Consider the following 19,133-nt stretch of genomic DNA (forward strand, 5'->3'; position numbering starts at 1 on the left):
GGGTTACCTCGCCCGCGCGGCCGGGTAGACCGCGGTGCCGACACCGAGAGGGGAGCACCATGACAACGGTCGGAGAATTCATGACGACCCGGTTGGTGACGATGGACGGCAGCGACACCCTCACCGCCGCGGCGCAGGAGATGCGTGACAGCGCCATCGGCGACGTGGTGGTGACCGATGGCGACAAGGTGGTCGGGATCGTCACGGACCGGGACATCACGGTCCGGGGCGTGGCCGAGAGCCTGGATCCCAACACGACGAAGCTCGACCAGATCACCAGCAAGGACGTGGTGACGGTCAGCCAGTACGACGACGCGGTGGCCGCCGCCGACCTGATGCGCACCTACGGGGTCCGCCGGCTGCCGGTGACCGAGGACGGCCGCCTGGTCGGCCTGGTGTCGATGGGTGACCTGGCCGTCGAGCGGGAGCCCCAGTCGGTGCTCGCGGACGTCAGCGCCGACGACCCGAACAACTGACCCGTCCGCCTCGGTGAACGCCGGCCCCCGGTTCGGGGGCCGGCGTTCACGCGTCCGGGCCCCTGGTGGGTGACTCACCCGAACCGGGCGAGGTTGGGCCCGTACGCGGCGGGGACCCGTTCTCGGACGTCGGAGGGCCGCCGATCGCGGGAGGAGTCGCCCGATGGATGTGACCACGAGATTCTTCGAGGACCTGGACCGGCGGGAGTTCGAACCGCTGCTGGTCAAGGCCTCCGGAACCCTCCGGTTCGACCTGCATGAGGGGCCGCGCACCACGCACTGGCTGCTGGAGATCGACCGGGGCAAGGTCCGGGTCCGCCAGGAGGACCAGGAGGCCGACACGGTGGTCGGCGCCGACCCGCGGCTCTTCGAGGAGCTGGTGACCGGCGAGGAGAACACCATCGCCGCGCTGCTGCGGGGGGACATGACGGTCTCCGGCGACCTGCGCCTCGTGTTGCAGGTCGAACGGACCTTCCCCGGCCCGGCGGAGTCACGGGGGCCGCACCACGCGTTCCAGAGGAGGGCTGCCTGATGGCCTCGAACAGCACCGTCCGCATCCTGGACGGCAACACCTTCGTGGTCTCCGAGGACACCGGTGACATCGAGGCCACGCCGAGCGAGCCGACGGGCCTCTTCTCCCTCGACATGCGGTTCCTGTCGAAGTGGGTGCTGACCGTCAACGGCGAGCGGCTCAACGCGCTCTCCTACGACGACCTCCAGTACTACGAGGCCCGCTTCTTCCTGGTGCCGGGGATGGCCACCCACTACATCGACGCCAAGCTGTCGATCATTCGGGAGCGGGCGGTGGGCGGCAGCTTCCGGGAGTCGCTGACCATCCTCAACCACGACGAGAAGGCCGTGGACCTGGAGATCCGGATGGACGCCGGCGCCGACTTCGCCGATCTGTTCCAGGTCAAGGACGAGATCCTGAACAAGAAGGGCGAGACGTACGCCGAGGCCGAGTCGGACAAGCTCCGGCTCGGCTACCGGCGCGGCAACTTCCGGCGCGAGACGGTCATCTCGGCCTCCCGGCCGGCCCGCTACGACCGCAACGGCTTCGCCTGGACCCTCCACCTCGAACCGAACGAGCAGTGGGACGCCGCCATCGACGTGCAGACCTACGCCGTCGGGCCGGGCGGCCGGGACCTGCGGATGGGGCTCCGGGCGCACGGCACGGAGCGGCTGGCCCTCCAGCACGACCTCGAGCGGTGGGTCGCCAAGGCGCCGAAGGTGAACAGCGAGCACGGCCAGGTGTCCTCGACGTACCGGCGCAGCCTCATCGACCTGGCCGCGCTGCGGTTCTCGCCGCTCTCGCTCGGCGGGCAGACCCTGCCGGCCGCCGGCCTGCCCTGGTTCATGACCATGTTCGGCCGCGACAGCATCCTCACCTGCCTCCAGGTGCTGCCGTTCGCGCCGGAGATGTCGAAGACCACGCTGCGCATCCTGGCGGCGTTGCAGGGCACCCGGTTCGACGACTTCCGCGACGAGGACCCGGGCCGGATCCTGCACGAGATGCGCTACGGCGAGACCGCCGCCTTCGAGGAGCAGCCGCACTCGCCGTACTACGGCTCGGTGGACGCCACGCCGCTGTTCATCGTGCTGCTCGACGAGTACGAGAAGTGGAGCGGCGACGTCCCGCTGGTCATGGAGCTGGAACGGGAGTGCCGGGCCGCGCTGAAGTGGATCGACGACTACGCCGACCTGGTCGGCAACGGCTACATCTGGTACGAGCGGCGCAACAACGACACCGGCCTGGAGAACCAGTGCTGGAAGGACTCGTGGGACTCCCTCTCGTACTCCGACGGCACGCTGCCGCCGTTCCCGCGGGCCACCTGCGAGGTGCAGGGGTACGCGTACGACGCGAAGATGCGGGCCGCCCGGCTGGCCCGGGAGTTCTGGGGCGACCCGGGGTACGCCGACCAGCTGGAACGCGAGGCCGCGGACCTGAAGGAGCGTTTCAACCGGGACTGGTGGGTGGCCGACGGCGGCTACTACGCCCTGGGCCTGGACCCGAACGGCCGGCAGTGCGACGTGCTCAGCTCCAACATCGGCCACCTGCTGTGGAGCGGCATCGTGCAGGAGGACCGGGCGGCGCAGATCGCCGAGCACCTGGTCGGCCCGCGGCTGTTCTCCGGCTGGGGGGTGCGCACGCTGGCCGAGGGCGAGGTGCGCTACAACCCGATCGGCTACCACAACGGCACGATCTGGCCGTTCGACAACTCGTTCATCGCCTGGGGCCTGCGCCGGTACGGCTTCGCCGAGGAGGCCGCCACCATCGCGAGCGGCATCCTGGACGCGGCGCGGTACTTCGACGGGCGGCTGCCGGAGGCGTTCGGCGGCTACCAGCGGGAGCTCACCAAGTTCCCGGTGGAGTATCCGACGGCGTGCAGCCCGCAGGCCTGGTCGACCGGCGCTCCGCTGCTGCTGATCCGGACCATGCTGGGGCTGGAGCCGCACGAGGGGCACCTCGCGGTGGACCCGCGGCTGCCGCTCGGCATGGGGCGGATCGAGGTGCTGGACATCCCGGGCCGGTGGGGCCGGGTGGACGCCTTCGCCCGGGGCCGGCTGGAACTGGAACACCAGCCCACCTCCTGACGCGCGGGACCGGCTCCCGCCAGCCGGGAGCCGGTCGCGGCTCAGTGCCCGGGCAGCAGCGTGTCGCCGTGCGCCTCACTCCGGGGGAGCAGGCAGAACTCGTTGCCCTCCGGGTCGGCCAGCACGGTCCACCGGGGCAGCTCGCGGACGACGGTCGCGCCCGCCTCCAGCACCGCGGCCCGCTCCTCCGCGTCGCCGATCAGGTCCAGGTGGATCCGGCCGGCGCCGGGGAGGTCGTCGACCGGGCTGATCCAGACGTCCGGCCGCCGGCCGGCGGGGTCGCGCAGCAGCACCGACTCGTCCGGCTCCAGCGACCGGCCGGCGAGCTTCGCCCGGTCGTCCTCGACCACGGGCAGCCCGGTCACCGTGCTCCAGAACGGGGCGAGCAGGTAGGGGTCGCGGCAGTGGATGACGATCGCGGTGAGATCGGGCATGTTCTGCACCGTAGTCGGCTCAGGCCGGTGGGAGGACGCTGTCCAGGAACGCGGCGGTGATCGCCCGGATGTCCGGGCGGGCGAGGTCCAGGGCGTGCCCGCCGTGGGTGAGCCAGAGGTGCGCCGGGTGGCCGGCGGCGAGCAGCCGGCCGGCCAGCCCGACCGACTGGGCGGCCGGCACGGCGGCGTCGTCGCGGCCCTGCACCAGCAGCACCGGCACGCCGGAACCCAGGTGGCTGGCCACGGTGGCGTCGACTGTCGCCGGGTCGCCCTCAGCCGGCGGGTGACCGAGCAGGCCCGCCCAGGGGTCGTCGTGCCGGCGCCGCCGCCGCCACTCCGGGTCGAGCGGGTCGACCGGCGCCCAGTAGGCCAGGACTCCCCGGACGTCGCCCGGCCGGTCCACCCCGCGCAGGCCCAGGTGCAGGGCCAGCGTCGCGCCGGCCGAGTCGCCGCCGACCAGCAGCGGCAGCCCGCCCGCCGTGGCGCGGGCGGCCCGCGCGGCGGCGCGTACGTCGTCGAGCTGGGCCGGCCAGCAGGCCTCGGCCGCGAAGCGGTAGGTCGCCGGCACCACCCGCAGCCCGAGCGGGGCGAGCGCGGCCCCGTCCTCGTCGGAGCGGGCCCGCCACCCGCCGCCGTGGATCCAGAGCAGTACGGCGCGATCGGTCATCCGGCCATGCTGGCCCCGGTGCCCGCGCCACCGCCAGCCGCTCTGCCAACGGCAGAGCGAGGCGACTTTCGCCCCTACGGTCGCGTAACCTACTCGGGGTAAAGTTGGCGGATGTCGGAACTCGTGTACCCGCCCGTCATCCTCGCCGCCAAGACGATGTTCCGCGCTCTCGACCTGCGCCTGCGCGTCGAGGGCAGCCACCACGTGCCGCGCACCGGCGGCGCGGTGCTGGCCTCGAACCACGTCAGCTACCTCGACTTCATCTTCTGCGGGTACGGCGCGCACGAGTCCGGCCGGCTGGTCCGGTTCATGGCCAAGGACTCGGTCTTCCGGCACAAGGTCTCCGGCCCCCTCATGCGGGGCATGAAGCACATCCCGGTGAACCGGGCCGCCGGCGCCGGCTCGTACGCCTCGGCGGTGAGCGCGCTGCGCCGCGGCGAGGTGGTCGGCGTCTTCCCGGAGGCGACGATCAGCCGTTCCTTCACGGTCAAGGACCTCAAGAACGGCGCGGCCCGGATGGCCCAGGAGGCCGCCGTGCCGCTGCTGCCGGTCGCGCTCTGGGGCACCCAGCGGCTGTGGACCAAGGGCCGGCCGCGCACCCTCACCCGCCGGCACACCCCGATCACCATCCTGGTGGGCGAGCCGATCGACCCGGCCGCCCACCCGGACGGCAACGCCCTGACCGCCGAGCTGCGCACCCGCCTCACCGCGCTGGTCGACCAGGCCCAGCGGGACTATCCGGACCAGCCCGCCGGCCCGGACGACGCCTGGTGGCAGCCGGCCCACCTGGGCGGCGCCGCGCCCACCCCGGAGCAGGCCGCCGAGCTGGACCGTCCGGGTCGCCGGACCGCCGCCTCCTGATCCCGTGCCGGGCAACCGGCACGTCGCCGGACCGGTCCGCGTCCGGGCCTGACGGTGTCTGCCGTCTGCCGGCCGCACCGCCCCGGCCGCGCCGCGGCCGGCCGGCTGAGCGCCGGTCAGCAGGCGGAACCGGGGCGGTCCCGCGCCGGGACGTCCTGGCGGGGCCAGGCCGGCGGGTCCGCCATCGCCGGTCGGTAGTAGTCGTCCCGGGACAGGAACTCGACTGGCAACGAACCCGGCAGGGTCGCCGCGCCCCGGGTCGGGCCGGGCGTCGGACCCATCCGGACCGTCAGGATGTCCCGCTCCGGCGGGGAGAGGTCGACCAGTTCGGGGCGGGCCAGCCGGAACGCGGCCACCGAGCGGCGTACCTGCCGGGCCAGCGCGGCGACCAGGTCGACCGGGCCGGCGAGTGCCAGCGCCGGCTGCCGGATGGTGCGCAGCGCGTCGCAGACCACCCGCAGCTCGCCGGTGCCGTCGGGGCTCTCGGCCAGCTCCAGCCGGGACGGCCACTGCCACCGGATCTGGCCGCTGACCAGGCGGGACAGCCGGACCGGACGCCGGTGCCGGGCGTCCGGCCGGCCGTCCCGCCCGGAGACCAGGGACAGCTCGGAACCGGTGCAGACGTACGCCAGCCGCCGGTCGGTCACGGTGACCGTCGCCGGGTCGGGCAGCGCCCAGGACCGGAGGTCGTCGCTGGGGCCGAGCAGGTGACCGGCCACCAGCAGCCGGTGCTGCCCGAGCAGGTGCTCGCCCGGCTCCGGGAGCAGCGCGTGGCGCCGGTCGAGCAGGGGACGGGTGGGGTCGTCATCCGCGTCGAAGCGGTGGGGCCCGATGAAGAAGGGCGCGGCGTCCTCCGGCACGGTTCAGGACCTCCCGGTGGCGGTTGGCGATACGTCGAGCCTGGCCCACCCGGGGGCGGCTGTCATGACACCCGTTAGGGGGTCGGCCGGTCGGCGGACGCCTGTGACCGGTAGATGCCGATATCTTCCGGCCGGACGAGGCCGTCCTCAATCGCCCGGGCGAGCAGGGCCGCCTTGGTGGCCGCCGGGCGCCCCGCCCGGGTGTACTTGATCCGCGCCCGGTCCACGTACTGCTTCACGGTGTGCTCGCTGATCCGCATCCGGCGGGCCACCGACGCTTTGGACATCGACTGGAACCACAGCAGTAGCGCCTCCCGCTCCTTGTCCGACAGGGCCGGCCGGTCCGGGCGTGGATCGCCCACGATCGCACCGGCCAGCGCGGGCGGCACGTACGGGCGGTCGCTGGCCGCGGCCAGCACCGTGGCCACGCAGTGCTCCCGACCCTCGTGCTTGGCCAGGAACGCCACCGCGCCGGCGTCCAGCGCGGCCAGCATGATCTCCGGGTCGGTGTGCTCGGAGTAGATCACCACCCGGCGGCCCGCGGCGCTCAGCTCGGCGAGCTTGTCGAGCACCATCCGCCCGTGCAGCCGCAGGTCGAGCAAAACCACCGCGGCCTCCGGAGCGGCCCGCAGCACCACATCCGGGTCGTCCCCGGTGGCCAGCACGCGCAGCCGCGGCTCGCCGGCCAGCCAGGCCCGTACCCCGTCGATCACGACCGGATGGTCGTCCACGATCGCCACGCCCACCGGCGGCCCGCCGGTCACGTCCTCCGCCACCGCGTCTGCGTCCATCTGATCTCCCCGTCCCGCTCGTGCAGGTGTTCCACCGGCCCGTCCCCGTTCCCGTCCCCGCCGGGCGGGCCGGTCGCGTCCGGCCCGTCGTGGTCGGGCGTGACGAGGCTGACCACCACCTCGTCCGGCCCGGACACCACGGTCAGCCGGGCCCACCCCCGGGCGCCGGCGAGCGCCGCCGTCGCCGGGTCGGCCAGCCGCCGGCGGACCTCGACCGGCAGCTCCGGCGGCGCCCCGACGGCGACCAGCTCGATCGGCAGGCCGTTCCGTTCCGCCAGGTCCGCGGCGGCGCGCAGCTCGTGCAACAGGGGATCCGGCACGTCGTCCGACTCGGCGATCAACCGGCGCAGCCGGCCCGCCGCCAGCACGGCGCGGCGGCGTACCGCCGGGTCGCCCGGGTCGGCGTCGCCGGCCGCGAGGGCGGCCAGCACCTCCTCGGCGGTGCCGCTGGCCAGAGCCAGGCGCGCCTGTCGCTCTCGCTGGGCCCGTTCCGCAGCGTCCCGCTCCGCCACCACGGCCAGGGCCGACGCGGCGGTGGAGGCCCGGTCCCGGGCCAGCGCGGCGATCCCCGCCGCGCCCGCGAAGACCGCCACCGGCAGCGACGAGGTGCCGTAGACGTACATCGCGTAGCGGCTGAGGTCGGCCGAGGCGGTCGCGCCGTGCAGGACCACCGCGACCAGGGCGATCGCCGCGTGCGCGCCGAGCAGCGCGAGCAGCCAGCCCACCGGGCGCCGCCAGAGCACCAGCAGGAAGAACCACGCGAGCCCGCCCCACACCCAGTTGCCCGTGGTGAACAGCTGCCGCTCACCGGCCGCCGTGAAGACCACCCCGTCGACGACCAGCAGCGCCACCGCCAGCAGCCGGGCCGGCGGCAGCCCGCCGCGCAGCAGGCGTACGCCGGACCCGACGCCGATCGCCGCGGTCACCAGCCAGCCCGCGGCGACCACCGACGGGGCGGCCAGCCGGGACCACGAGTCGAGCAGCGCCGGCAACCCGATCGCCAGGTGCCAGGCCAGCGCGATGAGCACCGCCGCGATCCGGGCGCCCCGGTCCGAGGCGTCGCCCACCGCGTGCGCCGCGGTCGCCGCCGCCCCCGGGCCGGCGCGCTCCGGCGCCCACTGCCGCACGATCGCCGGAACCGCCGTGCCGGTCCCGACCGCTCCCGACTCAGTGGACACCGGGCCACTCCAGCCGGATCCGGGTGCCGGCGCCGGGGGCGGAGGTCACGACCGCGCGGCCGCCCACCGAGGCCATCCGGCCGTGGATCGACTCGCGCAGCCCGTACCGGTGGGCCGGGACGGCGGCCGGGTCGAAGCCGGGGCCGTCGTCGGCCACCTCGACCACGACGGCCTCCGCGTCCCCCGCCAGGCGCAGCGTGGTGGCGGCGCCCGGCGCGTGCCGGACCACGTTGGCCAGCGCGGCGGCGGCGCTGTCGGCGAGCGCCGCGGCGATCGCCGCGGGCACCCGGCACGGCGCGAGCGTCGCGTCCACGGCCAGCTCCGGCAGCCGGGCCAGGACCGTCCGCAGGTGCTCGTCCAGGGCCACCGCACCGGCCGGCGTGGCGCGCGCGTCGGCCAGGGCGGTGAGGGTACGCAGATCCGCCGCGCACCGCGCGCGCAGCGCGGCGGACGGACCGGGCACCGCGCCGAGCCCGACCATGGTCAACGTGGCGAGGACGGTGTCGTGCAGGTCCCGGTTCTGCCGCCGTTCGGCCTCCCGGGCGGCCCGCCCCACCACGGCCTCCCGCGACAGCCGCTGGTAGTCCGCGAAGGTGGCGTCGGCGCGCCCGATCCGGCCCCGCATCACCGCGGTGATCACCGCCGCGCAGCCGATCTGGACCAGCAGCGTCCCGGCGTGCGCACGCGCCTCGACCGGGTTGCCGGCGAGCGAGGCGCCGGTCGCGTATCCGGCGGTGACCAGCAGCCCGGCCGGGACCGACCAGCGGGCCGGGGCGGTGGCCTGCGCGTTGATCACGGTCGTGCTGGCCAGCACCGCCATCCAGCTCCCCTCGCCGGGCAGCACCTCCGGCGCGACCAGCCAGGGAATCGCCAGCCCGGCCGCGGTGGTCAGCGCCACGTCGCCGGCCACCAGGACGCCGGTGAACCCGTAGCGGAGCGATCGGACGGCGTACCAGACGGACCAGGCGGTGAGCGCGACGATCGTCGGGACCAGCAGGGACACCCGGACCGGCGGGGTGCGCACGGTCAGCGCGACCACCGCGGCGACCAGCCCGCAGGTGAGCCGGAGCAGCGCCGGCAGGGTCGTGAAGATCAGGGTGAACGCACCGCCCGCCGGCCGGTCCAACGGGGACGGCGGCAGGGTCGTGGCGGCTACGACCGGCATCGGGGGAGGTGTCCTTCCGGCAGCGACCCGGTCGGGTCCGCACGGTAGATCGACGCCGGAGAATAACATGCCCGTCGGCAACTGGTCACCGTCGGTACGCGGCGTGTCGCTTTCGGATCTCGAAGGGTCGATAGGCGGGGCACGACCAGCCGCATCGCCCACCGGTTCACCCGTCACCCCGGTGCTGGGCCCGGGCCTTCTGCCCGCGTCTGCCGGGCCGAGGCCTCCAGCGCGGCATCGCCGAACGCCCGGATCTGGGCGCTGGTGGCGCCGCCGCTCAAACGCGGGCGACGGCGAGCAGGTGCGAGCTGGCGCCCAGCACCGCCGGGTCGCGTTCGAACACCTCAGCGCAGGCCACCGCGTCGGCGAAGAGCCGCTCGGCCGGGCCGGCGCCGAGCGCGTTCAGCACCGGCCAGAGCGGACCCTCCACCCCGTACAGCGCGGGCGCCGGCAGGCCGGCCGCGACGAACTCGTCCACCACCTGCTCCGGGCGGTGGAAGTAGGCCGTGGTGAACCCGGTCCGCGGGTCGTTCACCCCGGTGGCGTACGTCTCCCGCAGCAGCGGGCCGTTGTGCTCGTCCACCAGTCCCTTCGCCGTCAGGTCGATCAGCGCCGCGTTGCGGCTGATCACCGCCGCGAGCACCGGACCGCCGGGCCGGGTCAGCCGGGCCGCCTCGCGCAGCGCGGCCACCCGGTCGGCCCGGTCGGTCAGGTGGTAGAGCGGACCGAGCAGCAGGGTCGCGTCGGCCGAGCCGTCGGGCAGCGGCAGCTCCCGGGCGTCGCCCACGCTCGCGGTGATCCCCGGATGCGCCGCCCGGGCCGCCTCCACGTGCGCCGGGACCAGGTCGACCAGGTGCACCCGGTGCCCCGCCGCGGCGAGCCAGCCCGCGTACGCGCCGGGCCCGCCGCCGATGTCCAGCACCTCGGCCGGCGGTGCGGGCAGCAACCGGGCGAGCAGGTCCCGGGTCCGGTGCGCCTCCAGCCGTCCCTCCGGCGACCGGTCCAGCCGGTCCGCCTCGACGAAGACCTCGGTGTAGTAACGCCGGATGTCCGGCTCGGCGGGTCGATGCTGCGGCATCCGTCGATGGTGGATGTTCCGCCGCGGCCCGTCACCCGGTTTACGCCTCACCCCGCAGAGCGGCGCCACCGTGACGCAGGCGTCCGTCCTGGCCAAGGAGGACGGTGGGTGGCGGATCTGCGAGTGACACCGGTGCCGGCCCGGCGTGCGGGGCTGTCCTAACCTCGCTGCCATGTCGAGCAGCACGGGCGGTCGCCGCCGGTCGGAGGATCTGGTCGCGCGGGCCCGCGAGGAGATGACGGCCGGATCGGAACGCCCGGACGCCACCACCACCGCGGCGGACCCGGATCCGGTCCGCGACGGCGAGCATGTCCCGCCACCCGCCGGCACCGCCCGGTTCGGTCCTCTCGCGCTGCTCGTGCCCGCCGGCATCGTCGCCTTCGTGGCGCTGCGCGTCGTGTCCGGCGACGCCCTGCGGGCGCGGATCGACGAGAGTGCCTGCGCCTGGACCGGCTGCACCGGCACCGGCATGGCCGCCGTCGGCTGGCTGCTGATCACCCTCCCGGTGCTGTGGGCGGTGGTGGCCGTCGTGCTGTGGGCACGCTTCAGCGCGCCGGCCCGGGTCGGCGCCGTGCTGCTCGGTCTGGCGTTCCTGCTGGTCGCCTGGGTGCACGTGCCCGGCCGGCGATCCGCCCTGGACCTGCTCCTCGACGGGCCGGCGGCCGGGGCCATGGCCACCGGGATCCGCTGGGGCGGGGTCGGCGCCGGCGTGGCCGTGGTCGCCGTCCTCGTCCGGACCGTCCGGGCCGACGGCGGGCGGCGGCCGGATCGCGGACCCGTCGGGCCCGCCCTCGTCGCGGTGGCCCTGCTCGGCACCCTCGCGGTGGCGCTGGTCCGGGCCGAGGCGCCGCCGGTGACCGTGGCCGAGGCGATGCCGGAGCGCACGTTCGAGGCGGCGGGGGACACCCTGCGCCGGACCGGCGGGAAGGACCTGCGCGGCTGCGCCGGCGTCCTCGCCGGCGACGTGCTCGACGGCTGTGTGCGGACGGTCCGGGTCACCTACACCACCGACGACAGCGACGCCGTCGTCCACCTGGCGGCGGTGCTCTACCCCGGCGAGCGGGCCGCCCGGGAGCGGCGCGGCCGGCTTCCCCGCGGCACCGCCCAGCTCGGGATCCCCGCCGGCGAGACCATCACGGTCAGCTCGACGACCGGAAGCTGGGTGCTGCTCAGCAGCGTCGGGCACGCCGACGGGCGGAGCATCGCCGGCGCCGAGCGGGGCTACCTGCTCTGGGCGGCCAAGCAGGTGGCGTACCGGTTCATCGGGCGGCAGGTGGGACTGCTCGTCGCCCCCTCGGCCGGCGACGGCGTCGGCCCGCGTACGCCCTGACCGTCCCGGCGCCTCACCCGCTACCGGGCGGGCGCCTCGTCGGCGCGCCGGCGCAGCCACTCCAGCGCCGGCCCGGCGTGGCGCAGCACCGAGATGTGCCCGTCCTCCGGGTAGCGGCGCAGCTCGGCGGTGGGAACGCGGCCGGCCACCCACTCGGCGTGGGCCACCGGCGCGACGCCGTCCCGCTCGCCGTGCACGAACAGCACCGGCGGCGCCACGTCGGCGGGGTCGAAGCCCCACGGGTGCACGTACGCGAGGTCGTCGTCGATCAGCCCGCCCGGCCCGGCCCGCATGGCCGGCCCCACCACACTGTCGAACCAGGACCACTCGCCGTGCAGCGCGGCCAGGTCCGCCGGGGTGAACTCCGGGTCGTACGCGACGCCCGACGCCTCGTGCGCCTCCTTGGCGGCGCGTCCCGCGGCGGCCGCCCGCAGCGACGCCACCCCGGCGGGCACCATGCCGGCGAACCAGTCCAACCCGGCCGCGCCGTACGGAGCCAGGCCGGCGCCGACCACCACCGCGACCACCCGGTCCGGCCGGAGCGCCCCGCAGGCCAGGGCGTGCGGGCCCCCGCCGGAGTGGCCCATCACCGCGAACCGGTCGAGGCCCAGCGCGTCGGCCACCGCGGCGACGTCGGCGGCCGCGGAGGCGATGTCGCGCCCCGGCAGCGGCGTCGACCCGCCGTACCCGGGGCGGTCGTGGGAGACCCAGCGGAGGCCGAGCCGGTCGGCCGCCGCGAACAGCGGCGCGGGCGGCGCGCCGATGTTCGGGGTGCCGTGGTGCCAGAACACGGGGAGCCGGTCCCGCCCACCGGTGTCGTAGACGTGCAGCGTGCGGCCGTCGCCCAGGCGGAGATCCGTCTCGGTCACCATGAGCGGAGACTACGTCGGCTCCGCGCCCGCCGCCGACCGGCCGGAACCGCGCAGCCGCCGGTACGGTCGGGGTATGACCGAGTCCGCCCACCTGACCGAAACCCGGGCCGCGTACGACACCGTCGCCGCCGACTACGCCGCGCTGGTCAGCGCCAAACTGCCCGAGCTACCGCTGGACCGGGCGCTGCTCGGCGCCTTCGCCGAACTGGCCCGCGCCGCCGGCGGGCCGGTGGCGGACCTCGGCTGCGGCCCGGGCCACGTCACCGCCCACCTGGCGGCCCTGGGCGTGGACGCCTTCGGCGTCGACCTGTCGCCGCGGATGGCCGAACTGGCCCGGCGGGCGTACCCGGAACTGCGCTTCGAGGTCGGCTCGATGACCGCGCTGGACCTGCCCGACGGGCGGCTCGGCGGGGTGCTCAGCTGGTGGTCCATCGTGCACACGCCGCGCGAGCTGCTGCCCCGGGTGATCGCCGAGTTCCACCGGGTGCTCGCCCCCGGCGGCCACGCGCTGCTCGGCTTCCACGGTGGCGACGACGAGCACGTCCGGCGCGACCAGGCCTACGGCCACCCGGTGTCACTCGATGTGCACTTCGCCCGGCCGGAGGGGATCGCCGCGCTGCTCGCGGCGGCGGGTCTACCGGTGACCGCGACCGTGTGGCAGGCGCCGGGCGAGAGGCAGCGACGCCCGGCGGCGTACCTGTTCGCCCGCAAGCCCTGACTGTGTCCCAGGTCACAAACTCTGTCCGGCCGGGTTGTCGAATCGGTTGTTCACCGGCCGTCGGCAGGGTGGAAGCCGGCGCGGGGCCGGTCTCGGAGAAGGAGGCACCACCATGCGACTCACCATCACCACGTTCCTGACCCTGGACGGCGTCATGCAGGCCCCCGGCGGGCAGGAGGAGGACCGCACCGGCGGGTTCGACCTGGGCGGCTGGCTGCCGCCGCACTTCGACGAGACGGTCGGCGGGTGGATGGGCGAGACCTTCGAGCGCGCCGAGGCGCTGCTGCTCGGCCGCCGCACCTACGACATCATGGCCGGCTACTGGCCGCACGTCACCGACCCGGCCCAGGGCGGACCGGACAACCCGCTCAACCGGCTGCCGAAGTACGTCGCCACCACCCGGGACGACGAGCTGACCTGGTCGGGTTCCCACCGCCTCGGCGGCGACCTGGCCGCCGCGGTCACCGAGCTCAAGAACCGCCCCGGCGGCGAACTCCAGGTGCACGGCAGCGGCGCGCTCGCCCGGTCGCTGATGCGGGAAGGGCTCATCGACACGTACCAGCTGCTGGTCTTCCCGGTGGTGCTGGGGCGCGGGCAGCGACTCTTCGCCGACGGCGTGCCCCCGGCGGGCCTGCGTCTGACCGGCACCCGCGCCTCCGGCACCGGGGTGACCCTGCTGACCTACGACAGCACCGGCGCGCCGACCTTCGGCAACGTCTGACCGCGCGGGTGGGCCGGGTCGCAATCGAGTACGTGGGAAGCGCGGCGGCTCCGGACCTGGCGGCGGCGGACCACGCTCGGGTGCGGAGGTCCCTACGCTGACGCTCATGTCGCGGAGCACGCAATGATCGACCTGGACGAGCAGGGCCACCGGCCGGCCGGGTCGCGGAGTGCCACTCCCGACCGTCTCACTGCGAGACGGAAGCGGACCGTGCGGCTCGTCGCTGCCTTCGTGGCCGGCGTCGTGCTCGGCGGCCTCGCCGTCGGCGAGCTGCACGACTCGCGTGCTGTGCGGGAGCGGAACGGCGTGGTCGCTCTCGTCGCCCTGCCGGTGTCGGCCAACCTGGGCGGCTCGTCCGCCCAGGGAACCGTCGAACTGTCGGGGCAGTTGCTGGTGATCAATGCCGGCCCCGCGCCCGTCACGGTACGGGGGGCTCACGGCGAGCGGCCGGGCGTCGTGGTGCGCAGCACCGGAGAAGGACCGGAGCTGCCTCCGGGCAGCACCCGTCAGATCCTGGTCGAGCTGAGATTCGACTGTTCGATCGCGTCTCGGCAGGAGCCGTTGTCGCTGCGGTTCTCGGTCGAGACCGAGGACAGGCGAGTCCGGGAGGTGGACTACCCGGTCGCGATCGCGGGCAGCGACTGGGCACGCGACGCCCAGAGCATGTGCGCGCCCCACGCGTAGTCGCGCCGGCGCACGCGCCGCTACGGTGACGACGTGGAGGACGACGCACGCGTGGTCGAGGTGGTGCCCTACGACCCGGCCTGGCCGGAGCTGTTCGAGGCGGAACGGCGGCTGTTGTCGAAGGCCCTGCCCGGGGCCCTGAGCGTCGAGCACATCGGATCCACCAGTGTTGCCGGCCTGGCCGCCAAGCCCATCATCGACATCATGGCGGTGGTGCCGGAGGTGGACGCGATCGTCGCCGACCTCCGGCCGCTCGAACAGCTCGAATACGTCTACCGCCCGTGGGTCTTCCCCGAGGACCGCGATCACCTGTTCTTCCCGAAGGACACCGCCGGGAAGCGGAGCCACCACCTGCACGTCTTCGGCGTCCGGTCGCCGGTGCCGGGAGAGAACCGGGTCTTCCGCGCCTACCTCGAGGCCAACCCCGCCGCCGCCCGCCGGTACGAGGCGGCGAAGAAGCGCGCGGCCGACCTGCATCCGCACAGCCGGGCCCGGTACGGCGCCGCGAAAGAGGAGACGATGGCGCAGTTGTCGGCTGAGGCCCGGAGGTGGAGCGAATCAGCGCGGCGGCAGTCGCCGGAGGGCTGACGGCACCCGGTGGTGGCGTCGTCGGAGGGCACCCTGCGCGGACAGAAGCTCCGGCCGCCGGTGCAGAGGCTCGCTGTGCGGCCCGGTCCTTCGAGGGCGCTGATAGCCTCCCGGGTCGTGACGGCCGAAGCAGCGGGGGTCTTTCGCCGGACGGCGATCGAGCGATCCGATCAGCGAATTTCCTGGGAACGGACGGACCAGGCCTTCTTCGCCGCCGGAGCGTGCCACATCCTCGCCTGGGTCTGCCGGGAGTCCCATCCCGACCGGCCCATCGAGATAGCCGGGGTGCGCATGGCGGGAGACTGGCAGGTCTTCCACGTCTACGCGCTCTGGGAGGGCTGGGCGTTCGACCACTCGGGCTGGAATCCCGAGCCGCAACTGATGGCGGCGAACACGGCCTTCGAAGGTCGCCCGCTCGAACGCATCACGATCACGGAAGGCCTCGCCCAGTTCTGCGCGACCCACCACTCCCGCATGCCGGACCAGTACTGGCGGGACCCGCTCCCGCGCGCCCGCGACTACGTGAGCCGATACACCCCACCGTGGACGTAACACCGTTGACGCCGGTCGGGCTTGGCGCATCGACTGAGATGGGTTCCATGGAGGGCGCCAGGGACGGGCCGAGCTGGCGGGTCGGTACGCCCGGCGACGTCGCCTGGATCGCTGGCAAGACCACCGCCCTGCACCGCGATCCGCTGGTCAAAGCTCGGCGGGTCGGGACCGAGGAAGACGCCCTTCCGCCAGGACTCACGCGCGACTGATCACGCGCGCCTCCCACGGGCTCCGCTGCTGGCTGACTTGGCTGTACAGGGCGGTGGCTGGCCGTCTTGGCCGTACGGAACCCGCTAGAGGAAGTCTCTCCAGAAGGCGACGGTGGCATGCGGTTCCTGGCCTCGGTCCGGTGCTGGTCCACCGAACTCCGAATGGATGTAGTCCTCCAGGTCGTCGCCGTAGTAGATGACGTCGGTCTGATACATCGACAGGACCGGGTGCCCGTACGAGCCGCGGCCGGAGGGCAGGAAACGGTGGCCGAACACGGGCACCATCTGCGGCACCTTCCGGAGATGCGGCTCGGCGTTCGCTACCGCCTCACGGCGGTTGTCTGGCCGTTCTCCCCAGCTCTCATGCCAGTAGCCGTTGTGCTCGACGTCGAACAACACGCCATGGACGGGCCAGGCAAGGCGGTCACGGAGGTCCTTCCGCTCTCCTCGTCGCCAGTCAGGCCACGAAGGGCCGGTCGGTAGCCCGGCGGCCAGAAACGCGCGGTGGTCATCGGCGAACTGGAAGTCGAAGATGTGCTCCACGCGAGCAAGCTCCGCTTCCGTCAGACCGCGCTGAATCGTGACGTGTCCGAGTTTCCTCAGCCTGTTGGCCGCTGCGATACCGAGGGCAGCGCCTTCCGGGCTGCGGCCCGGAGCAGGCTCACCTCGCTCGAGCTTGCGAAACCGGTCCAGGAACTTGCCCACGGCTTCCTCTCTTCCAGGTCGCGGAGCGTAGCAAGCAGGGCGGAGCAGGATGCGTCAGGCGGCGGCCAGCGCCTTGGTGATGTTCCACTCGGCCAGGTCCAGCATCCACTTCCGATCCGGGAAGTCGGTGTTCGCGATCCGCAGTGGCCCTTCGATCAGGGACAGCGTCTGCGCGTATCGAAAGAGCTCCAGCCGGTGGGGGTCGAGATCGACCGGATGCAGCGCCGAGTAGGTGTCGCCGAAGCGCATCTGCAGCCAAGCGTGGTCCCATTCGACGTCGAAGTACGCCAGGCCCTCGAAGTCGATGATGACGGCCTCACCTGCCGGCGTGACGAGCACGTGATCCGGGCCGAGCTCACCGTGTACCAGCCCGTATTCCTCGCGTGCGGTAACCGCGCTCCTGAGGTGGCGTACGTGGGCGGTGATCCGGTCATGCGCGTCGGCCAGTCGAGGGTCGCGGGCGGCTGCAGCGTCAAGGTGGCCGAGCGCGCGGTGGACGATCATGTCCTCCGTGCGCCGAGTCTGGGACGCCTCGCCGCGGGCAATGGCCGCGAGCTTGCCATAGTGCGGGTTTAACGTGGTGTGCATGCGCCGCAAGGCGTCACCGAGCGCGGACAGCGGCGTGGCGGCCGCGGCGGGATCGCGTTCCAGTAACGCGTCCAGCCGTAGCGCGCCGGCGTCTTCGACCAACGCGATGTCGGCATCGAGGTAGCGGCCGTCGCGGTCGAGCATCATCAGATGCGGGACCCGCACTCCTGCCGCGGTGAGCGCCGCGTGGTTGGCGGCGAACAGATCGGCGCCCGAAGCGTCTGTGAACGGGTCGTCCGGGACCGTCGGTGACGGTGGCCAGTAGTTCTCGCCCGCGGCCCACACGTACAGCATCACGGTCGTCTGGTCGTTCAACCGAAGCCGGTAGACGCCCTTCTTGCTGCCGCCTGTCAGCCGGTCCAGGGCAGCAAGTCGCCAGTCGGAGCCGAACTGTTCCGCTACGAGGCCGTGCAGATCATCCGGCTGCAGGAACGTCCGCGTCATGGTCGCCTCTCGTCAGTTCGAGCGGTCACGCTGCCAGGCCAAGCAGCCGCGCACCACGGAGTTGACGGGCACGCCGCCCGCGACCTGCACGGCACGCGTGTCCGGACCGCCGTCGACGAGGACGCGAAGAACCACTTCGGCTGACCTGGCTGTGCGAATGGCTGTACCGGAGCTGTGGTGATCAGATTGACGGAAAGCCGCTGACCTGGGGAGACGGTGGTGCGCCCGGCAGGATTCGAACCTGCGGCCTTGGGATTAGAAGGACTTTAACGTGGCTCTCCGGCCTCGCGTGACGGGTGGCCGTCCGGGCTGGTCGCGGCTCCGGGTTTTGCAGTTTCCGCAGGTCAGAGGCCATTTCTGCAAATCGAGACGCGTCACCTGCACCCACCCCTAGCTGCGCGGACTACCGGCCTGCCGACGGACTCTCCCCGGACTCTCGACCTCTCCGCCCGACTACCGGGGTAGGGGGTATCCGTGCATGAATATGTAGCTTTTTGCATAAAGACACAAGAGAATCGGTCTGTCCTTTTCGCACAGTTCGGAGGAGGCGCAGACCGATGCTCAACGGACACCACCGCTGGTGCAACCGGGCAGGGTGCACCCCGCTCGCTCACACGGGGCGGATCGTCACCGTCAACTCGCTCGACGGGTACCCGCCGGTCACGTTCCAGCTCCTCCAGGGCCACGACCCGCGAGCTCTCCCGCTCATAGTCCTCAAGGGTGGCCAGGGGTCCGTCCTGCTAACCGTCCAGCAGGCGCGAGCCGTCGCCCACGTCCTCCGCTCCCAGGTCCGCCAGGCCTAGCTCCACGCCTCGTGGGCCGGGAGCGGTCCGGCGTGTCCCCGGCAGGGTCCCGCCCGCCGGCAGCGTAGGAGCCACGAGAGACGTGGCGGTTGCGGCCGGGTGGTACAACCTCATCGAGGTCGATGGGGGAGGCCACTTGAGCACGTCGGAAGCCATCACGCTACTGGTCGCGGTCGTCAGCGCTGCGGCTGCGATCGTCGCGGCACTCTTCGCTGGCTCGCAGGCGGTAGCCGCAACCCAGCAGTCGCGCTACTCACAAGAACAGCTCATGCTCGCGGAACAGGTCCGCAAGGACCAAGCCCAGCCGTACGTATTCGCGGACCTCCGGCCCGACGAGCAGGACCCGCAGAAGATCATGCTGGTCGTCCAGAACACCGGGATGACCGTTGCCAAGAAAGTCCGCGTCAGCTTTGACCCTCCGTTGCAGTCGGTGTACTCGCCTGACTTCGCGGAGACGGTCCCGGCCCTCCTGGGACCGATAGCGACGCTTCCACCTGGCCGCAGGCTTCAGTGGCTCTTCGACATCGGATTCCGGCTCTTTGAGGCGACGGATAACCCGCGCCGGTACAACGTCACCATCAACGCTGACGGACCGTTCGGCCCAGTGGAGGAGCTGAGCTACGACATCGACCTCAACGACCTCCGCCGCCACGACGCGTCCACGTCGGCTCCAAAGAAGATCGCAGATGAGCTGAAGAAAGCTCGCACGGCACTCGACAAGATCGCGGTGCAGCAGCAGAAGATCGTTGCACGCCTCCCCGCTCCGGAGGTCCGCCCTGAAGATCCGCCGAGAGAGTGAGCGGCATCTGTCCCG

22 protein-coding genes are annotated in these 19,133 nt (G+C 73.3%); 12 read left to right on the forward strand and 10 right to left on the reverse strand.

Features of this window, described 5'->3' with window-relative positions; all coding sequences use genetic code 11:
* Positions 1-59: 59 nt before the first annotated feature.
* The 3 genes from RMN56_RS17680 to RMN56_RS17690 all read left to right on the forward strand — a co-directional run bounded on the left by RMN56_RS17680 (position 60) and on the right by RMN56_RS17690 (position 3,071).
* Entirely contained in the window at positions 60-476 is a 417-nt protein-coding gene (locus RMN56_RS17680) for a CBS domain-containing protein (RefSeq protein ID WP_313718553.1), read from the forward strand.
* A 163-nt stretch (positions 477-639) separates the two neighbouring features.
* On the forward strand, positions 640-1,008 hold the full coding sequence (locus RMN56_RS17685) for an SCP2 sterol-binding domain-containing protein (RefSeq protein ID WP_313718555.1): 369 nt from the start codon (positions 640-642) through the stop codon (positions 1,006-1,008).
* Positions 1,008-3,071, forward strand: a complete 2,064-nt coding sequence (locus RMN56_RS17690; RefSeq protein ID WP_313718557.1) for an amylo-alpha-1,6-glucosidase — start codon at positions 1,008-1,010, stop codon at positions 3,069-3,071. The genes RMN56_RS17685 and RMN56_RS17690 overlap by 1 nt, the downstream gene beginning before the upstream one ends.
* Before the next feature lie 41 nt (positions 3,072-3,112).
* Here RMN56_RS17690 and RMN56_RS17695 read toward each other — a convergent pair whose 3' ends face one another.
* Together RMN56_RS17695 and RMN56_RS17700 are read right to left on the reverse strand one after the other, a co-directional pair.
* Complete coding sequence (locus RMN56_RS17695) at positions 3,113-3,505, reverse strand: VOC family protein (protein WP_313718559.1); 393 nt, start codon at positions 3,503-3,505, stop codon at positions 3,113-3,115.
* Positions 3,506-3,524: 19 nt separating this feature from the next.
* Entirely contained in the window at positions 3,525-4,172 is a 648-nt protein-coding gene (locus RMN56_RS17700) for an alpha/beta hydrolase (protein ID WP_313718560.1), read from the reverse strand.
* A 111-nt stretch (positions 4,173-4,283) separates the two neighbouring features.
* Here RMN56_RS17700 and RMN56_RS17705 point away from each other — a divergent pair, with 111 nt between their 5' ends.
* Positions 4,284-5,033, forward strand: a complete 750-nt coding sequence (locus RMN56_RS17705; protein ID WP_313718562.1) for a lysophospholipid acyltransferase family protein — start codon at positions 4,284-4,286, stop codon at positions 5,031-5,033.
* A 116-nt stretch (positions 5,034-5,149) separates the two neighbouring features.
* Here the strand turns inward: RMN56_RS17705 and RMN56_RS17710 are convergent, their stop codons facing one another.
* From RMN56_RS17710 to RMN56_RS17730, 5 genes are all read right to left on the reverse strand, one after another.
* Positions 5,150-5,893 (reverse strand): hypothetical protein, encoded by a 744-nt coding sequence (locus RMN56_RS17710; protein ID WP_313718563.1) that lies wholly within the window; start codon positions 5,891-5,893, stop codon positions 5,150-5,152.
* Between the two features lie 74 nt (positions 5,894-5,967).
* Positions 5,968-6,684 (reverse strand): response regulator transcription factor, encoded by a 717-nt coding sequence (locus RMN56_RS17715; protein ID WP_313718564.1) that lies wholly within the window; start codon positions 6,682-6,684, stop codon positions 5,968-5,970.
* Positions 6,654-7,814, reverse strand: coding sequence for a hypothetical protein (locus RMN56_RS17720; RefSeq protein ID WP_313724774.1), 1,161 nt, complete (start codon positions 7,812-7,814; stop codon positions 6,654-6,656). The genes RMN56_RS17715 and RMN56_RS17720 overlap by 31 nt, the downstream gene beginning before the upstream one ends.
* A 37-nt stretch (positions 7,815-7,851) precedes the next feature.
* Positions 7,852-9,027, reverse strand: coding sequence for a sensor histidine kinase (locus RMN56_RS17725; RefSeq protein WP_313718565.1), 1,176 nt, complete (start codon positions 9,025-9,027; stop codon positions 7,852-7,854).
* A gap of 277 nt (positions 9,028-9,304) precedes the next feature.
* On the reverse strand, positions 9,305-10,105 hold the full coding sequence (locus RMN56_RS17730; protein ID WP_313718566.1) for a class I SAM-dependent methyltransferase: 801 nt from the start codon (positions 10,103-10,105) through the stop codon (positions 9,305-9,307).
* A 172-nt stretch (positions 10,106-10,277) separates the two neighbouring features.
* Here RMN56_RS17730 and RMN56_RS17735 point away from each other — a divergent pair, with 172 nt between their 5' ends.
* A complete protein-coding gene (locus RMN56_RS17735) occupies positions 10,278-11,435 on the forward strand; it encodes a hypothetical protein (protein ID WP_313718567.1) in 1,158 nt (385 codons plus the stop codon).
* A gap of 20 nt (positions 11,436-11,455) precedes the next feature.
* On the opposite strand, the gene RMN56_RS17740 is transcribed toward RMN56_RS17735, so the two are convergent.
* Positions 11,456-12,307 (reverse strand): alpha/beta fold hydrolase, encoded by an 852-nt coding sequence (locus RMN56_RS17740; protein ID WP_313718569.1) that lies wholly within the window; start codon positions 12,305-12,307, stop codon positions 11,456-11,458.
* Positions 12,308-12,380: 73 nt separating this feature from the next.
* On the opposite strand from RMN56_RS17740, the gene RMN56_RS17745 reads away from it, so the two are divergent.
* The 5 genes from RMN56_RS17745 to RMN56_RS17765 all read left to right on the forward strand — a co-directional run bounded on the left by RMN56_RS17745 (position 12,381) and on the right by RMN56_RS17765 (position 15,570).
* A complete protein-coding gene (locus RMN56_RS17745; RefSeq protein ID WP_313718570.1) occupies positions 12,381-13,025 on the forward strand; it encodes a class I SAM-dependent methyltransferase in 645 nt (214 codons plus the stop codon).
* Positions 13,026-13,137: 112 nt separating this feature from the next.
* Positions 13,138-13,746: a dihydrofolate reductase family protein gene (locus tag RMN56_RS17750; protein ID WP_313718571.1), complete on the forward strand. Its 609-nt coding sequence runs from the start codon at positions 13,138-13,140 to the stop codon at positions 13,744-13,746.
* A gap of 123 nt (positions 13,747-13,869) precedes the next feature.
* Positions 13,870-14,430, forward strand: coding sequence for a hypothetical protein (locus RMN56_RS17755; RefSeq protein WP_313718572.1), 561 nt, complete (start codon positions 13,870-13,872; stop codon positions 14,428-14,430).
* A gap of 33 nt (positions 14,431-14,463) precedes the next feature.
* The gene (locus RMN56_RS17760; protein WP_313718573.1) at positions 14,464-15,018 is read left to right on the forward strand and encodes a GrpB family protein; all 555 of its coding nucleotides are present in this window, start codon (positions 14,464-14,466) and stop codon (positions 15,016-15,018) included.
* 117 nt (positions 15,019-15,135) lie between these two features.
* Positions 15,136-15,570: a hypothetical protein gene (locus RMN56_RS17765; RefSeq protein ID WP_313718574.1), complete on the forward strand. Its 435-nt coding sequence runs from the start codon at positions 15,136-15,138 to the stop codon at positions 15,568-15,570.
* A gap of 293 nt (positions 15,571-15,863) precedes the next feature.
* Here the strand turns inward: RMN56_RS17765 and RMN56_RS17770 are convergent, their stop codons facing one another.
* Both RMN56_RS17770 and RMN56_RS17775 read right to left on the reverse strand, forming a co-directional pair.
* Positions 15,864-16,400: a hypothetical protein gene (locus RMN56_RS17770; RefSeq protein ID WP_376787326.1), complete on the reverse strand. Its 537-nt coding sequence runs from the start codon at positions 16,398-16,400 to the stop codon at positions 15,864-15,866.
* Positions 16,401-16,538: 138 nt separating this feature from the next.
* Positions 16,539-17,516, reverse strand: a complete 978-nt coding sequence (locus RMN56_RS17775) for a phosphotransferase family protein (RefSeq protein WP_313718576.1) — start codon at positions 17,514-17,516, stop codon at positions 16,539-16,541.
* A gap of 557 nt (positions 17,517-18,073) precedes the next feature.
* Between RMN56_RS17775 and RMN56_RS17780 the strand changes: the two genes are divergently transcribed.
* A complete protein-coding gene (locus RMN56_RS17780; RefSeq protein WP_313718577.1) occupies positions 18,074-18,319 on the forward strand; it encodes a hypothetical protein in 246 nt (81 codons plus the stop codon).
* A gap of 82 nt (positions 18,320-18,401) precedes the next feature.
* A complete protein-coding gene (locus tag RMN56_RS17785) occupies positions 18,402-19,118 on the forward strand; it encodes a DUF8453 domain-containing protein (RefSeq protein WP_313718579.1) in 717 nt (238 codons plus the stop codon).
* The last annotated feature ends 15 nt before the right edge of the window (positions 19,119-19,133 follow it).

The organism is Micromonospora halotolerans, assembly GCF_032108445.1.
Classification (GTDB): Bacteria; Actinomycetota; Actinomycetes; order Mycobacteriales; family Micromonosporaceae; genus Micromonospora; species Micromonospora halotolerans.